A 14,256-nucleotide genomic window follows, 5' to 3' on the forward strand; every position below is an offset into this window, starting at 1 on the left:
TATCTTCCCGTAATGAGGCGGTAACGCCTCATTACGCTTATTGTCCCGCAACAAACGGAACGTTATGAGTGAAATTATTTATGGTATCCACGCCGTGGATGCTCTGCTGGCGCGTGATCCCAGCCGTTTTCTTGAAGTTTTTGTTTTAAAAGGACGTGAAGACCGCCGTCTGACTCCGGTTGTGCATGCTCTGGAAGCCGCGGGTGTCCGCGTCCAGGTGGCCAGCCGTCAGTGGATGGACGGCCAGACCGAAGGGGCTGTTCATCAGGGTATTATCGCCAAAGTCAAAGGCGGCCGTCAGTATCAGGAGCAGGATCTGCCTGATCTGCTGGCAGAGCATGAAACACCGTTTCTGCTGGTGCTCGACGGTGTGACGGATCCGCACAACCTCGGTGCCTGTCTGCGTACCGCAGATGCCGCCGGTGTGCATGCGGTGATCATCCCGAAAGACCGTTCCGCGCAGCTGAATGCGACGGCGAAAAAAGTCGCGTGCGGCGCGGCGGAAAGCGTACCGCTGATCCGTGTCACTAACCTGGCCCGTACACTGCGTCAGCTGAAAGATGAAAATATCTGGGTTGTCGGCACGGCCGGTGAAGCGACTCATGATCTGTATCAGAGCAAAATGACCGGCCCGGTGGCGCTGGTGATGGGTGCGGAAGGAGAAGGCATGCGCCGCCTGACCCGCGACCTGTGCGATGAACTTATCAGCATTCCGATGGCCGGGGCGGTATCCTCCCTGAATGTCTCGGTGGCAACTGGCGTCTGCCTGTTTGAGGCTGTGCGTCAGCGCGGAAAATAATCCCGCATCACACACTTATTACCTTGTCTTTTGAGGCGGGTATGAGTATAGTTATGCGTCAAATTTTTCAGCCGCACTTAAACAAGTTCCTTGCCTCTCAGGGTTGCGGTTGCCCGGACAGGAGGCTAATAATCCGTAAGGAGCACTACTAATGCGTCATTACGAAATCGTCTTCATGGTTCATCCGGACCAGAGCGAACAAGTACCGGCAATGATCGAGCGTTATAAAACTGCTATTACTAACGCAGAAGGTCAGATCCACCGTCTCGAAGACTGGGGTCGTCGCCAACTGGCTTACCCAATCAACAAACTGCACAAAGCACACTACGTTCTGCTGAACGTTGAAGCTCCGCAGGAAGTGATTGACGAGCTGGAAACTATTTTCCGCTTCAATGATGCCGTTATCCGCAGCATGGTTATGCGCGTTAAGCACGCGGTGACTGAACCTTCTCCAATGGTTAAAGCGAAAGACGAACGTCGCCCGCGCGACATGTCTGACGACGTTGAAGAAAATGATGAAGCTGAGGAAACTGAAGAGTAATAACGGTGTCCGCTAACCGTCTGGTGTTATCCGGCACAGTGTGCAGGGAACCCACCCGGAAAGTCAGCCCGGCCGGAATTCCGCATTGTCAGTTTGTGCTTGAGCACCGCTCACAACAGCAGGAAGCCGGACTTACCAGGCAGGCATGGTGCAGAATGCCCGTGGTTGCCAGCGGACAGACGATCCAAACCATTACTCGCAGTATAACGGTCGGCAGTCAGATAACCGTTCACGGATTCATCAGTACCCATCAGGGGCGAAATGGATTATCGAAACTGGTTCTTCATGCCGAACATATTGAATTGATAGATTCTGGAGACTAGCCATATGGCACGTTATTTCCGTCGTCGTAAATTCTGCCGTTTCACCGCAGAAGGCGTTCAAGAGATTGATTATAAAGACATCGCTACGCTGAAAAACTATATCACTGAAAGTGGTAAAATCGTACCAAGCCGTATCACCGGTACCAGTGCGAAATATCAGCGTCAGCTCGCTCGTGCTATCAAGCGTGCACGCTACCTGTCTTTACTGCCTTACACTGATCGTCATCAGTAATCGGCACAGTCCATTAATGACTTTAAGAGGATAAGGTAATGCAAGTTATTCTGCTTGATAAAGTAGCAAACCTGGGCAGCCTGGGCGACCAGGTAAATGTTAAATCTGGTTATGCACGTAACTTCTTAGTACCGCAAGGTAAAGCAGTTCCTGCAACCAAGAAAAACATCGAATTCTTCGAAGCGCGCCGCGCAGAACTGGAAGCTAAATTAGCTGACGTTCTGGCAGCAGCACACGCTCGCGCAGAGAAAATCAATGCCCTGGGCGTTGTGACTCTGTCTTCCAAAGCGGGTGACGAAGGTAAACTGTTCGGTTCTGTCGGTACCCGTGACATCGCTGATGCTGTAACTGCAGCCGGCGTTGAAGTGGCGAAAAGCGAAGTTCGTCTGCCAAACGGCGTTCTGCGTACTCTGGGTGATCACGAAGTTCACTTCCAGGTTCACAGCGACGTGTTTGCAGAACTGAATGTGAAGATTGTTGCTGAGTAATCTCTGATTACACGGTAAACATCTTTGAAAGACGCTGGCTCAGGCCAGCGTTTTTTTTATGTGACAAAACAACGGTTAAGAGCGGCGGTAACTGCCGTCTTTCTGTCGTTTAAAGGTGGCGGACTGCCCGTTGGCCTTATCAATTCTCAGCACTGAGACCGTGTTTCCCTTTCCTTTGGTCACGCTGATTTTATCCCCGGATTCCACCTGATTCAGCGGTTTCTGCGGCCCTTCAACCGCCGTCATGCGGAATAAGTCATCGACCGGCAATCCGTTGCTGCGAAATACCTGAGCTAATGTCTGACCTTTTTTGAGGGTGAAACGCAGTGTACTGTCCTGTACAGGCGCAGGAGTCTGTTCTGCGCTGGCCGGAGGTTGTGCGGTAACGGGCTGGGGAGCCGGTCCGGTGTTCAGTGCGCCCGGCGGGAGGTTATCCGGCAGCGGTAAATCGGGAGTAACAGCTGCGGTATCCGGTGGTGTACCGGTCTGCTCTGCTATCAGGTCACCCAGCGGATCAGCCGGCGGCGTCAGCGTGATATTCTGCGAAGGCACGATCACCGGGGGCTTCTGTGCGGCAGGCCAGAATATCAGGACAAGCATGACAATCAGCGCAATAGCGGTGATGGCGTAAAGATGGCGCTTTGGCAGTAGTCTCATCAGAATCTCCCGCTTTTCAGCATGAATAATTATCCTCCGGTATTATTCCAGTGTAGCAGCAGACGTACTGAAATTATTCGGAATTAGTCTTGTTTTATAAATTGATTAATCTTGTTTTATAAATTGATTAGTCTTGTCTTATAAATTGATTATGCTGTTTTCCGGTAATCACAGGGCTGCACCAGCTTTCACTGATTATCGGGTTTACCGGGGTACATCCTGCTGTTATGCTTATCCGTCTTAATTTATTAATCAGGTATCTCTCATGACACAACCGACTTTTGACACGATGGAAGCACAGGCAAGCTACGGAATCGGCTTACAAATCGGCCAGCAATTACAGGAATCAGGACTGAGCGGATTAGTACCGGAAGCCATTCTGGCCGGTATCACTGATGCACTGGAAAATAATCAGCCTGCTGTGGCGGTGGATGTTCTGCATCGTGCCCTGCGTGAAATGCATGAGCGTGCTGATGCTGTCCGCAATGAAAAACAGGCTGAACTGGTCAAAGACGGAATGCGTTTCCTGGAAGAGAATGCGAAGAAAGAAGGCGTTTCCACTACTGAAAGCGGCCTGCAGTTCTCTGTCATCAATCAGGGCGACGGTGCGATCCCGGCGCGTACTGACCGTGTCCGTGTTCACTACACCGGTCGTCTGATCGACGGTACTGTGTTTGACAGCTCCGTACAGCGCGGCCAGCCTGCTGAATTCCCGGTAAGCGGCGTGATCGCGGGCTGGATTGAAGCACTGACCCTGATGCCGGTCGGCTCCAAGTGGGAACTGTATATCCCGAGCAACCTGGCGTACGGTGAGCGTGGTGCCGGTGCGGCAATCCCGCCGTACAGCACACTGGTATTCGAAGTGGAGCTGCTGGAGATCCTGTAATACTCTCTTTGCTGACAAAAACAGAATATGCGAAATGGCCGGTTTTCACCGGCCATTTTTATTTCTATACTCATGTCTCCGGAGACGTGAACAGGATTACGACGCGACTCACTAACCGTTCTGTGAAAGAGGTGAAGGATGCTCAATCAAATTTGTCTGCTGGCCCGGCGGGCGGGCGACGCAATCATGGATATCTACCATCATCCCGACACACTGACCATCTCCGCCAAAGCGGATAACTCCCCTTTAACCGCCGCGGATTTAGCCGCGCACCACATCATCGTGCAGGAACTGAACGCCCTGACACCGGATATCCCGGTGCTTTCAGAGGAAGATCCGCAGCCGTGGTCTGAGCGGCAGCACTGGACCCAATACTGGCTGGTGGACCCGCTTGACGGCACCAAAGAATTTATCAGCCGCAACGGCGAATTTACGGTCAATATTGCCCTGATTTCCGGCGGCGTGCCCGTACTCGGTGTGGTGTATGCGCCGGTACCGGATATTCTCTATCTGGCGGAAGGTAAACACGCCTGGCGCGAGCGGGGCGGGCAGCGAATGGCAATCAAAGTGGTTAATACGGATCTGCCGATGGTGGTGATCAGCCGCTCACATCAGGATGCGGAACTGGCAGATTATCTGGAACAGCTGGGACCGCACGAAACCCGGGCTATCGGCTCATCCCTTAAATTCTGCCTGGTGGCAGAAGGTAAAGCCCAGCTCTATCCGCGCTTTAACCCGACCCATATCTGGGATACAGCGGCAGGACATGCCGTCGCACTCGCGGCGGGAGCGCATATCACGGACTGGAGTGGTAAAACGCTCGACTATACACCACGTGAATCACTGATAAACCCGGGATTCCGTGTCAGCAGTTTCTGATTGCCATTTTATTCCTGAATAACAGTGTAATTTGCATGGTTATGCAAATTACACTGACTTTTCTCCGCCCGGAAAATCTCCTGCCTGATAATGTCAGTTCCTGTATTTCACCCTGAAATTATTTATAAAACTTATAGTAATTATGAGGTTATTATTTCACTTTTATAGTGTGACGGGGATCGTTTTTCGTGATGATTTGTGAAGTAAGTCGTAGTGAAGTGTCATTTTATGTAAAAATAGTGATTAAATCATTTGATTAATGAACCCGGGTGGTAGAATCGGGTCATACCTTAGGCATGAAAGAAAAGGTAAAGGGGAGGACATAAGTACGATGAAAATTTTCGCCCGTTACAACCCGGCTCAGATCGCCCGCTACGTGAAGACATTATTCCGCGGCCGCCTGTATATACAGGGAATGGGCGCGTTTGAATTTGACTACGGCAAGATTTTACCGCCGAAAATCAGAGACAAACGCCACCTGAGTGCAATGAGTGAAATTAATCAGCAGGTATCGTTGCTGCAGGCGCAGCTGGCATAAATCACAATACCTGACTGATTGAAGAAGGGTTAGTTTTACGGTTTTTGGTGCTGTTCGCCGTGTGCCACGTCAGACTGACCCTCTTTACTGCTTTCCGCCGCTGACGGACGCGGTATTACCGGTGTATCCGCAATACGTGTGACCAGCAGCTGGTCAATCTTGTAGTTATCGATATCAACCACTTCAAATTTGTAGCCTGAGAATTTCACGGAATCTGTCCGTTTCGGGATGCGACGCAGTTTGTACATCAGGAACCCGGCGATGGTTTCATAATTGCTGTCATCCGGGAACTCATCGATATCCAGCACCCGCTGTACATCCTCAATAGGGGTGCCGCCCTCAATCAGCCAGGAATTTTCATCACGGGCAACAATCTGTTCTTCCTGCCCCTGACCGACCAAATCCCCCATCAGCGTAATCATCACGTCATTGATAGTGATGACACCCATCACCATGGCGTATTCATTCAGAATGATAGCGAAGTCTTCCCCGGCATTTTTAAAGCCTTCCAGGGTATCTGACAGGCTCAGCGTATCCGGGATCATCAGTGCCGGGCGGATTTGCACACCTTCGCGCAGATTCAGGCTCTGGCCGTTCAGTACGCGGTTCAGCAGATCTTTGGAATCGACATAGCCGAGCACATGATCCAGCCCGCCGTCACACACCAGGAATTTCGAATGTGGCTGCGTGGAGATCTTCTCTTTGATGCTCTCTTCGTTTTCCTGTTTATCGAAATAGACCACGCTCTCGCGGGAAGTCATGGCTGACGGTACAGTCCGGGATTCCAGCTCAAACACGTTTTCGATCAGTTCGTGTTCCTGCTTGCGCAGCACACCGGCCACGGCACCCGCTTCCACCACCGCGTAAATATCATCAGAAGTGATATCTTCATTACGGGCCAGCGGAATTTTGAATAATTTAAAGAACAGGTTAGATAACCCGTTAAACAGCCAGGCCAGCGGACGCAGAACTGTCAGACAAAAACGCATCGGCTGGACAATCCGGATGGCGACCGCTTCCGGTTTGATCATGCCGAGACGTTTCGGGGTCAGATCCGCCAGCAGGATAAACATGGAGGTCACGATAATAAATGACAGTATTGAGCCGAGCTGTTGTGCTGCGGCATCGGCCATAAAATTGCCGAACAGGGTGCGGAGTGCCGGTGAAAAGGCAGATTCACCGACAATACCGGCGAGGATAGCCACGGCGTTCAGGCCGATTTGCACGACGGTGAAGAACATTCCCGGCGCTTCCTGTAAGCGGAGCACGTGGGCGGCATTGGTATTGCCTTCGTCAATCATGACTTTGAGTTTGATACGCCGTGAGGCGGCCAGTGATATTTCAGATAACGAAAAGAATGCGCTGATCGCGCACAGTAACAGGACGATTAATAAACTATTTAACATATAAGTTCCGAATGGCCGGCACGATTGCCTCCTGGCACGCTGTTCTTGATTATGCGTGGCGACCGGTTATTTTAGATATATAGAGCATAAGTATCGGATATAAAAAAAGAAAGGCGCACAGAGCATCCAATTTGTCTGTGCGCGGATGTGCAGTATAGCACCGGAACGGGAAAAACGACTAGTTTCTCAGCGAAGGCGGCAGACAAACACCGATCCCGCCGAGTCCGCAATAGCCTTCCGGGTTCTTATCCAGATATTGCTGGTGGTAATCTTCAGCCACATAAAACGGGCCGAGAGGGCGGATGGCCGTGGTGATACTGCGGCTGTCCTGACTCTCATTCATCGCCTGCTGATACTGCTCACGCGAAGCAAGGGCCTGCACGCGCTGGCTGTCAGACTGAGTATAAATCGCGGAACGGTATTGTGATCCGATATCGCCGCCCTGTTTCATGCCTTGTGCCGGGTCGTGGTTTTCCCAGAACAGACGCAGCAGATCGGCATAGCTGATGACGGACGGGTCATAGACCACCCGGACGGCTTCGGCATGTCCGGTTCTGCCGGTGCAGACATCGTCGTAGGTTGGGTTCTTTGTCGTGCCGCCGGTATACCCGGCAGTCGTGCTGTACACACCCGGCTGTTGCCAGAACAGACGCTCCACGCCCCAGAAACAGCCCATGGCGAAATACGCGGTATCAAAGCCGTCAGGCACATGGTTCACATCATGGCCGGTCACGGTATGGCGCGGGCTGATAGTCAGCGCCACGGCGCTGTCAGGCAGTGCATCGGCGGTGGAAACAGGAGATACAATGGTGTCCTGCGGGTATTGAGTGGTGTTTTGTGTCATTTGCGGTGGCTCCTGTTTTAAGAATAATCGGTGCATTATCAGCAGATTTCAGGTTATTTATCTTATGTATCTATAGTAAACTTCAAATAATTTTCATTTATCTCAGTCAAATCTCAGAAATTCAGGAGTTGATGTGATCCGATACCCTCTTGTTTGTGTTGTCGCTGTGTCTCTCACATCCCCTCTGGCATATAGTGCAAATCTTCGCTTAAAAGTGGAAGGGCTCGACGGGCAACTTGAAAAAAATGCAAGAGTCCAGCTTTCCACTATCACGACCGATGAAGTCGTGGCTGACGGCCGTTTTCGCGCCAGGGTGGAAAAAGCCATCAAAGAAGGGCTTCGTCCGCTGGGGTATTATGAGCCGGTGATCACCTTTGATTATCAGGATAATACACCACCTGCGCGCCCGGTATTGTATGCCCGGGTGGTTCCGGGGGAACCGGTTAAAATTGCCGGGGTCACTGTGGATATCGAAGGTGCGGCAAAAACCGATCCGGCGTTTAAAAAATTTATTACTAAAAATACACCGGAAACCGGGACTGTCGTCAATCACGGCGAGTACGAAAGTTTTAAAAGCGGACTATCCGGGCTTGCCTTAAAACGCGGCTATTTTGATGCGGAGATGGAAAAAAGCCAGCTCGGCATTGCCCTTTCCCGTCAAGCGGCCTACTGGGACTTTGTGTTTAACAGTGGCAAACGATACCGTTTCGGTAAGGTAAATTACCAGGGATCGCAAATCAGAGATGCCTATCTGGAAGGTCTGGTACCCTTTAAAGAGGGGGATTACTACACCTCAGAACAACTGGCGGAATTTAACCGTCTGCTGGCGGAAACCGGCTGGTTCCAGTCCGCGATCGTCACCCCGGATATTGCAAAGGCGCGGGCGGATAACAGTGATTATCTGACCATGGATGCGTCTTTCACCCCGCGTGCGCAAAACTTCGTTGAGCTGGGTGGTGGTTTTGCCACCGATGTGGGGCCGCGTGTTCAGGCGAAATGGAATAAGCCGTGGGTGAACTCAAGAGGCCACAGCCTGACCTCCAGTATCAGCCTGTCCGCCCCGGAACAGATCATTGATACCTCTTACCGCATCCCGCTAAAGGTTAATCCGATCGAGCAGTATTATGCTGTTTCCGGCGGGTATAAACGGACCGATCTGAACGATACCAAAGCCGATACCGCCACCGTCAGTGTTTCCCGTAACTGGGATTTATCCACCGGCTGGCAGTACGGCATCAATATGCGCTGGAGCCTCAGCCACTTTACCCAGGCGGATATCACGAACACCACCATGCTGCTCTATCCGGGTGTGAATGTCAGCCGCGTCCGTTCGCGGGGCGGGATGATGCCGTCCTGGGGGGACAGTCAGCGTTACTCGGTGGATGTTTCCAATGAAATGTGGGGCTCGGATGTGGATTTTTCCATTTTCCGCGCCCGTAACGTCTGGATACGGACACCGTGGGATGGCCACCGCTTTGTGATGCGCGGTAATCTCGGCTGGATTGAAACCAATAATTTCGACAAAGTTCCGCCGGATCTGCGTTTCTTCGCCGGTGGCGACGGCAGTATCCGTGGTTATCGTTACAACAAAATCTCACCGGAAGATTCTGACGGCAAACTGACCGGCGGTTCGCGGATGGTCGTCGGTTCGCTGGAATATCAGTACAACGTGACCGGTGACTGGTGGGGTGCCGTATTTGTTGACAGCGGTGAAGTGGTGAATGATATCAAACGAAGTAATTTCAAAACCGGTGCCGGTGTCGGGGTGCGCTGGGCATCGCCGGTCGGGCCAATCAAGTTTGACCTTGCCGCGCCGGTAGGGGATGACCAGACGAAAAATATCCAGTTTTACATCGGCTTGGGGGCAGAACTCTGATGAAATGGCTGAAGTATCTGAAGTGGCCGGCAATCATTCTGCTGGTACTGATCCTGATGATTGGCGGTACACTCGGCTGGGTACTGGGTACACAATCCGGGCTGCACTTTGCCCTGAATCTCGCGCCGCGTATGGTATCCGGCCTGACTATCGGCCAGGTTGAGGGCGATCTGCGTAATCTGACCCTGAAACAGGTGAAGTACACCATGCCCGGTATTGATGTCAGTGTGGATAAGGTTGATCTGGCGTTGCGCCTGAGCTGCCTGAAAGACATGACACTCTGTGTTGAAAACCTCAGCACGGACGGCACACGGGTTGCTGTCGATACCGCAAAACTGCCGCCGTCAGAAGAAACCCCGCCGTCAGAGCCGCTGACAGAGCTGAATGCACCGCTGACCATTTTCCTTGATTCGCTTTCCGTGACTGACACACAGGTTACCGTGGATGACATGGCGGTGAATCTGGATACTTTCCGTACCGCCATGACCTGGCAGGGCGACCAGCTGACGCTGAAACCAACGGTGATTAATGCCCTTTCTGTTGTGCTGCCGAAAAGTGACCCGGCTGCGGCAGAAGAACCGGCACCGGCAACGGATGCACCGGAGAAGCCGTTAGGTGAAACCATCAGTGAGATTTTTGCTCAGCCGATGCTGGCAGAACTGCCGGAGGTTATTCTGCCGCTGAATATCTCAGTGGAAGGTATTTCCGGTGAGAACTGGCAGGTGAGCGGTGATGCACCGGTAACTCTCAATTCTCTGCATCTGGCGCTGTTTAACAAAGGTCAGGTGCTGACTCTTAGTGATCTGTCTGCGGATGCACCGCAGGGCAATATCGCGATCAGCGGGGAAGTGGCGCTCAGTGAAAAATGGCCGGTGGCGCTGTCTGTTAAAGGCCATGTCCGTGATTTTGATGAATTCAGCGGGCAGGATCTTGATCTCAGCCTGAACGGCGGACTGCTGGATGAACTGAAGCTGGCACTGGCGCTGAAAGGGCCGGTTAATGCCACGCTGGATGCACAAACCAATCTGACACAGGCCGATCTGCCGCTGCTGCTGACACTGGAAAGTCAGAAAGTCAGCTGGCCGCTGACCGGAGAGGCGGACTATCAGCTTGATGGTGTGAAACTGCGTCTTAACGGAAAAGTGAGTGGTTACGATCTCTCCCTGCGTTCAGATATCAAAGGTAAGGACATCCCGCCCGCTCTGCTGACCCTGGATGCCAAAGGGAATACAGAACAGCTTAATCTCACCCGCCTGCGTCTGAATGCGTTACAGGGCTTTGCGGAAGTGACCGGGGTGGCGGACTGGCAGAAAGCCATCAGCTGGCAGGCAGTACTGACACTTTCCGGGCTGAATACCGCAAAAGCCTATCCGGAATGGCCGGCCAAAGTGGACGGTAAAATCAGTACCCGGGGCAGCCTGTACGGCGGCAACTGGGAGCTTGAAATCCCGGATATCACCCTTGACGGCAAAGTGAAAACCTATCCGCTGAAAGCGCGCGGTAATGTGAAAGGTAACGCGGGCGGTCAGTGGACGATCCCTGATCTGAAACTGGCGCTGGGTAACAATAAACTGGATGTCCGCGGACAGCTGGCGGATAACTGGAAGCTGGATGCCGATATCAATGCTCCGGTGCTCGGCGGGCTGGTTCCGGGTCTGGCGGGAACCATCAAAGGGAAACTTAATGTCCGCGGTAATATGGAAAAACCGCAGATCCTTGCTGATCTGACGGTTAACAGCCTGAAATGGCAGAACGATCTGTCCGTGGCGGATGCCAAAATCAAAGGGGATATCACTTCTGCGGAACAGATCAAAGGTCAGCTGGATGTCACTGTGAATCAGCTGAAACAGGCGGATCTGGTGATCAGCAATCTGACCCTGAATGCCAAAGGCACAGAAGCACAGCATCAGCTGAAACTGACCATGAAAGGCGAACCGGTCTCCGCACAGCTGATGCTGAACGGCGGGTTTGATCGTAAAACCGAAACCTGGAAAGGCACGCTGAATAATACCCGCTTTGACACACCGGTGGGTGAGTGGTCACTCAGTAAGGCGATGGCACTGACCTATCTGAATGAAAAACAGGAAGTGACCATCGGCACCCATTGCTGGGTGAATCCGGATGCCCGTATCTGTGTGCCGAAACCGATCACTGCCGGGGCTTCCGGTAATGCATCTGTAGCCCTGGAACGTTTTGACCTGGCGATGATTAAACCGTTCCTCGGCCAGGATACCCGGCTGGACGGCGTATTCAGCGGTAATGCCAATGTCCGCTGGTTTGCGGACGGCTCACAGCCGGTGATTGACGCATCCCTGAAAGGTAACGGCGTGAAGGTGGTGCAGAACCTCGACGGTACGAATCTGCCGGTCGCGTTTGATACCCTGACACTGACTGCCGCCATGAAGAACGGCAAACTGAATCTTCAGTGGCTGATTGCCATTGCCGGTAACGGGAAGATTAACGGTAATGTCCAGATTACTGATCTGGAAAAACGCCGTCAGCTGAGCGGCAATGTCGGTATCGACAATATCTCGCTGGATCTGCTGAAACCGCTGCTCGGCAAAGGCGATAAAGCCACCGGTCGGCTGAATGCCGCGCTGCGTCTGGGCGGTAACGCGGCATCGCCGCTGCTGTTTGGTCAGCTGGGATTGTCTGATCTCGCGGTCAGCGGACGTCTTCTGCCGTTCGATATCACGACCGGCGGACTGAATGTGAATTTCGACGGCGCCCGCTCTGATCTCAGCGGAAACATCAAAACACCGGAAGGGTATCTCAACCTCAGCGGTAACGCGGACTGGCGCAGAATGGATGCCTGGAGTGCGAAGATTTTTGCACAGGGTGACAAACTGCGCGTTTCGCTGCCGCCGATGGTGCGGATTGATGTCAGCCCGGATCTGGTCTTTGAGGCCACGCCATCCATGCTGAAACTGGACGGTACGGTCAATATTCCGTGGGCACGGATCACAGTACATGAAGTCCCGGATTCCGCCGTCAGTGCCACCTCTGATGAAGTGATGCTGGATGATAATTTACAGCCGATCCATGAAAAACAGACCAGCATTCCGATCCTGAGTAATCTGCGTATCCATATCGGTGATGATGTGCTGCTGGATGCTTTTGGTCTGAAAGCAAAACTGACCGGGGATCTGAAAGTCGCTCAGGATAAGCAGGGACTGGGACTTAACGGCCAGGTGGATATTCCGCGCGGACGCTTCCATGCTTACGGGCAGGATCTGCTGGTACGTAAAGGACAGATCCTGTTCTCCGGTCCTGCTGACCAGCCGTTCCTCAATCTGGAAGCGATCCGTAACCCGGATAACACCGCCAACGGCGTGATTGCGGGGGTTCGCGTGACCGGGCTTGCTGACAGACCGAAAGTGGAAATATTCTCTGATCCGGCGATGTCTCAGGAAAATGCGCTCTCTTACCTGCTGCGTGGTGAGGGGCTGGATACCGGGGATGCGGACAGCTCGCAGATGACCTCCATGCTGATCAGCCTCGGTGTGGCACAAAGCGGGCAGTTAGTCGGAAAAATCGGTGAGACATTCGGTATTTCGGATCTGGCGCTGGATACCCAGGGCGTGGGCGATAAGTCGCAGGTTGTGGTCAGCGGTAAGATAACCAATGATCTGCAGGTAAAATATGGTGTCGGTATATTTGACTCCTTAGCGACCTTAACGTTACGCTATAGGTTAATGCCCAGGTTATATCTGGAAGCGGTGTCTGGTGTTAACCAGGCGATCGATCTGCTTTATCAGTTTGAGTTTTAATATATGCGAGTGATCGTTTATGGCAGTTTGCGGCAGAAACAGGGCAACCATCATTGGATGACCTATGCCGCCCTGCTGGGAGAATATACGCTTGAAGGCTATGACCTGTATGATTTGGGACACTATCCTGCGGTGGTGCCGGGAACCGGTTCGATCGAATGTGAAGTGTACCGGATCTCCTCGTCGATCCTGACTGAGCTGGATGAATTAAAAAAAGATGGTCAGGATTACCGGCGTGAACTGGTTTCAACGCCGTACGGCAGTGCCTGGATTTACTTATATCAGCGTCCGGTGGACGGACTGGTGAAGATAAATTGCGGGGACTGGCTGAAACGGCACGAGGAAGCAGACCCGGAAAGCGAATGATTTCCCTGTGAATAAAAAAACCGCTGTGAAAACAGCGGTTTTTTTTGTCTCTGAAACGGACTGCGGATTATTTTTTCGCAGCGCGTTCGAAAGAAGCGATGATTTCAGCTTTTGCTGCTGCGGCATCTTCCCAGCCGTCAACTTTCACCCATTTGCCTTTTTCGAGATCTTTGTAGTGCTCGAAGAAGTGCGTGATCTGAGCTTTCAGCAGTTCAGGCAGATCGTTCACATCGTTGATGTGATCGTATTCTTTGCTCAGTTTGGTGTGCGGAACCGCAACCAGTTTGGCATCTTCACCTGATTCGTCAGTCATTTTCAGCACGCCGACAGGACGGCAGCGGATCACTGAACCCGGCTGTAACGGATACGGAGTCGGTACCAGCACGTCTACCGGGTCACCATCCAGAGATAAGGTGTGGTTGATGTAACCGTAGTTGCACGGGTAGAACATGGCGGTTGACATGAAACGGTCAACAAACAGTGCGCCGGATTCTTTATCAACTTCATATTTAATCGGATCTGCGTTGGCAGGGATTTCGATAACAACATAGATATCTTCCGGCAGATCTTTACCTGCAGGAACATTATTCAGGCTCATGAACGGATTCCTTAATCTTCAGAACAAATAGCGTGGCGGATATTATAACGAAA

General features: G+C 52.3%; 15 protein-coding genes. 11 read left to right on the top strand and 4 right to left on the bottom strand.

Annotated elements, in window-relative coordinates; all coding sequences use genetic code 11:
- Positions 1–64: 64 nt before the first annotated feature.
- The 5 genes from rlmB (at position 65) to rplI (ending at position 2,383) form a co-directional block, all read left to right on the top strand.
- Positions 65–799: a 23S rRNA (guanosine(2251)-2'-O)-methyltransferase RlmB gene (rlmB, locus tag AAZR23_RS16835; RefSeq protein ID WP_052926772.1), complete on the top strand. Its 735-nt coding sequence runs from the start codon at positions 65–67 to the stop codon at positions 797–799.
- A gap of 151 nt (positions 800–950) precedes the next feature.
- The gene (gene rpsF / locus AAZR23_RS16840; protein ID WP_046894253.1) at positions 951–1,340 is read left to right on the top strand and encodes a 30S ribosomal protein S6; all 390 of its coding nucleotides are present in this window, start codon (positions 951–953) and stop codon (positions 1,338–1,340) included.
- 5 nt (positions 1,341–1,345) lie between these two features.
- Positions 1,346–1,663: a primosomal replication protein N gene (gene priB, locus AAZR23_RS16845; protein ID WP_072056886.1), complete on the top strand. Its 318-nt coding sequence runs from the start codon at positions 1,346–1,348 to the stop codon at positions 1,661–1,663.
- A gap of 4 nt (positions 1,664–1,667) precedes the next feature.
- On the top strand, positions 1,668–1,895 hold the full coding sequence (rpsR, locus tag AAZR23_RS16850; RefSeq protein ID WP_004234502.1) for a 30S ribosomal protein S18: 228 nt from the start codon (positions 1,668–1,670) through the stop codon (positions 1,893–1,895).
- A gap of 38 nt (positions 1,896–1,933) precedes the next feature.
- Positions 1,934–2,383: a 50S ribosomal protein L9 gene (gene rplI / locus AAZR23_RS16855; RefSeq protein ID WP_025154545.1), complete on the top strand. Its 450-nt coding sequence runs from the start codon at positions 1,934–1,936 to the stop codon at positions 2,381–2,383.
- A 75-nt stretch (positions 2,384–2,458) separates the two neighbouring features.
- Here rplI and AAZR23_RS16860 read toward each other — a convergent pair whose 3' ends face one another.
- Positions 2,459–3,040 carry a LysM-like peptidoglycan-binding domain-containing protein gene (locus tag AAZR23_RS16860; RefSeq protein WP_434693910.1) on the bottom strand — a complete coding sequence of 194 codons (582 nt, stop codon included), beginning with the start codon at positions 3,038–3,040 and terminating at the stop codon, positions 2,459–2,461.
- Between the two features lie 265 nt (positions 3,041–3,305).
- On the opposite strand from AAZR23_RS16860, the gene AAZR23_RS16865 reads away from it, so the two are divergent.
- The 3 genes from AAZR23_RS16865 to AAZR23_RS16875 all read left to right on the top strand — a co-directional run bounded on the left by AAZR23_RS16865 (position 3,306) and on the right by AAZR23_RS16875 (position 5,343).
- Positions 3,306–3,926, top strand: coding sequence for a peptidylprolyl isomerase (locus AAZR23_RS16865; RefSeq protein WP_166708785.1), 621 nt, complete (start codon positions 3,306–3,308; stop codon positions 3,924–3,926).
- Between the two features lie 138 nt (positions 3,927–4,064).
- Positions 4,065–4,805 (top strand): 3'(2'),5'-bisphosphate nucleotidase CysQ, encoded by a 741-nt coding sequence (gene cysQ / locus AAZR23_RS16870; RefSeq protein WP_046894256.1) that lies wholly within the window; start codon positions 4,065–4,067, stop codon positions 4,803–4,805.
- Between the two features lie 331 nt (positions 4,806–5,136).
- A complete protein-coding gene (locus tag AAZR23_RS16875; protein WP_004234508.1) occupies positions 5,137–5,343 on the top strand; it encodes a DUF1107 domain-containing protein in 207 nt (68 codons plus the stop codon).
- Between the two features lie 35 nt (positions 5,344–5,378).
- On the opposite strand, the gene AAZR23_RS16880 is transcribed toward AAZR23_RS16875, so the two are convergent.
- Positions 5,379–6,749, bottom strand: coding sequence for a hemolysin family protein (locus tag AAZR23_RS16880; protein ID WP_218454741.1), 1,371 nt, complete (start codon positions 6,747–6,749; stop codon positions 5,379–5,381).
- Between the two features lie 178 nt (positions 6,750–6,927).
- A complete protein-coding gene (gene msrA, locus AAZR23_RS16885) occupies positions 6,928–7,593 on the bottom strand; it encodes a peptide-methionine (S)-S-oxide reductase MsrA (protein WP_434693915.1) in 666 nt (221 codons plus the stop codon).
- Between the two features lie 133 nt (positions 7,594–7,726).
- On the opposite strand from msrA, the gene tamA reads away from it, so the two are divergent.
- From tamA to AAZR23_RS16900, 3 genes are read left to right on the top strand one after another with little or no spacing between them, the layout of a single operon-like run.
- A complete protein-coding gene (tamA, locus tag AAZR23_RS16890; protein ID WP_434693918.1) occupies positions 7,727–9,469 on the top strand; it encodes an autotransporter assembly complex protein TamA in 1,743 nt (580 codons plus the stop codon).
- Complete coding sequence (gene tamB / locus AAZR23_RS16895; RefSeq protein WP_434693920.1) at positions 9,469–13,239, top strand: autotransporter assembly complex protein TamB; 3,771 nt, start codon at positions 9,469–9,471, stop codon at positions 13,237–13,239. Before tamA ends, tamB begins: the two co-directional genes overlap by 1 nt.
- Positions 13,240–13,242: 3 nt before the next feature.
- Positions 13,243–13,605 (top strand): gamma-glutamylcyclotransferase family protein, encoded by a 363-nt coding sequence (locus tag AAZR23_RS16900; RefSeq protein ID WP_046894261.1) that lies wholly within the window; start codon positions 13,243–13,245, stop codon positions 13,603–13,605.
- A 67-nt stretch (positions 13,606–13,672) separates the two neighbouring features.
- On the opposite strand, the gene ppa is transcribed toward AAZR23_RS16900, so the two are convergent.
- Positions 13,673–14,203, bottom strand: coding sequence for an inorganic diphosphatase (ppa, locus tag AAZR23_RS16905; protein ID WP_046894262.1), 531 nt, complete (start codon positions 14,201–14,203; stop codon positions 13,673–13,675).
- Positions 14,204–14,256: the final 53 nt, after the last annotated feature.

The organism is Morganella sp. Je.2.23 (assembly GCF_051129855.1).
Taxonomy (GTDB): domain Bacteria; phylum Pseudomonadota; class Gammaproteobacteria; order Enterobacterales; family Enterobacteriaceae; genus Morganella; species Morganella sibonii.

Excerpts from the sequence above, each read along its gene's own strand:
- ppa (WP_046894262.1), bottom strand. The coding sequence starts at position 14,203 with ATGAGCCTGAATAATGTTCCTGCAGGTAAAGATCTGCCGGAAGATATC.
- rlmB (WP_052926772.1), top strand. The coding sequence starts at position 65 with ATGAGTGAAATTATTTATGGTATCCACGCCGTGGATGCTCTGCTGGCG.
- rpsR (WP_004234502.1), top strand. The coding sequence starts at position 1,668 with ATGGCACGTTATTTCCGTCGTCGTAAATTCTGCCGTTTCACCGCAGAA.
- AAZR23_RS16860 (WP_434693910.1), bottom strand. The coding sequence starts at position 3,040 with ATGAGACTACTGCCAAAGCGCCATCTTTACGCCATCACCGCTATTGCG.
- rplI (WP_025154545.1), top strand. The coding sequence starts at position 1,934 with ATGCAAGTTATTCTGCTTGATAAAGTAGCAAACCTGGGCAGCCTGGGC.
- AAZR23_RS16875 (WP_004234508.1), top strand. The coding sequence starts at position 5,137 with ATGAAAATTTTCGCCCGTTACAACCCGGCTCAGATCGCCCGCTACGTG.
- cysQ (WP_046894256.1), top strand. The coding sequence starts at position 4,065 with ATGCTCAATCAAATTTGTCTGCTGGCCCGGCGGGCGGGCGACGCAATC.
- msrA (WP_434693915.1), bottom strand. The coding sequence starts at position 7,593 with ATGACACAAAACACCACTCAATACCCGCAGGACACCATTGTATCTCCT.
- AAZR23_RS16865 (WP_166708785.1), top strand. The coding sequence starts at position 3,306 with ATGACACAACCGACTTTTGACACGATGGAAGCACAGGCAAGCTACGGA.
- AAZR23_RS16880 (WP_218454741.1), bottom strand. The coding sequence starts at position 6,749 with ATGTTAAATAGTTTATTAATCGTCCTGTTACTGTGCGCGATCAGCGCA.
- rpsF (WP_046894253.1), top strand. The coding sequence starts at position 951 with ATGCGTCATTACGAAATCGTCTTCATGGTTCATCCGGACCAGAGCGAA.
- AAZR23_RS16900 (WP_046894261.1), top strand. The coding sequence starts at position 13,243 with ATGCGAGTGATCGTTTATGGCAGTTTGCGGCAGAAACAGGGCAACCAT.
- tamB (WP_434693920.1), top strand. The coding sequence starts at position 9,469 with ATGAAATGGCTGAAGTATCTGAAGTGGCCGGCAATCATTCTGCTGGTA.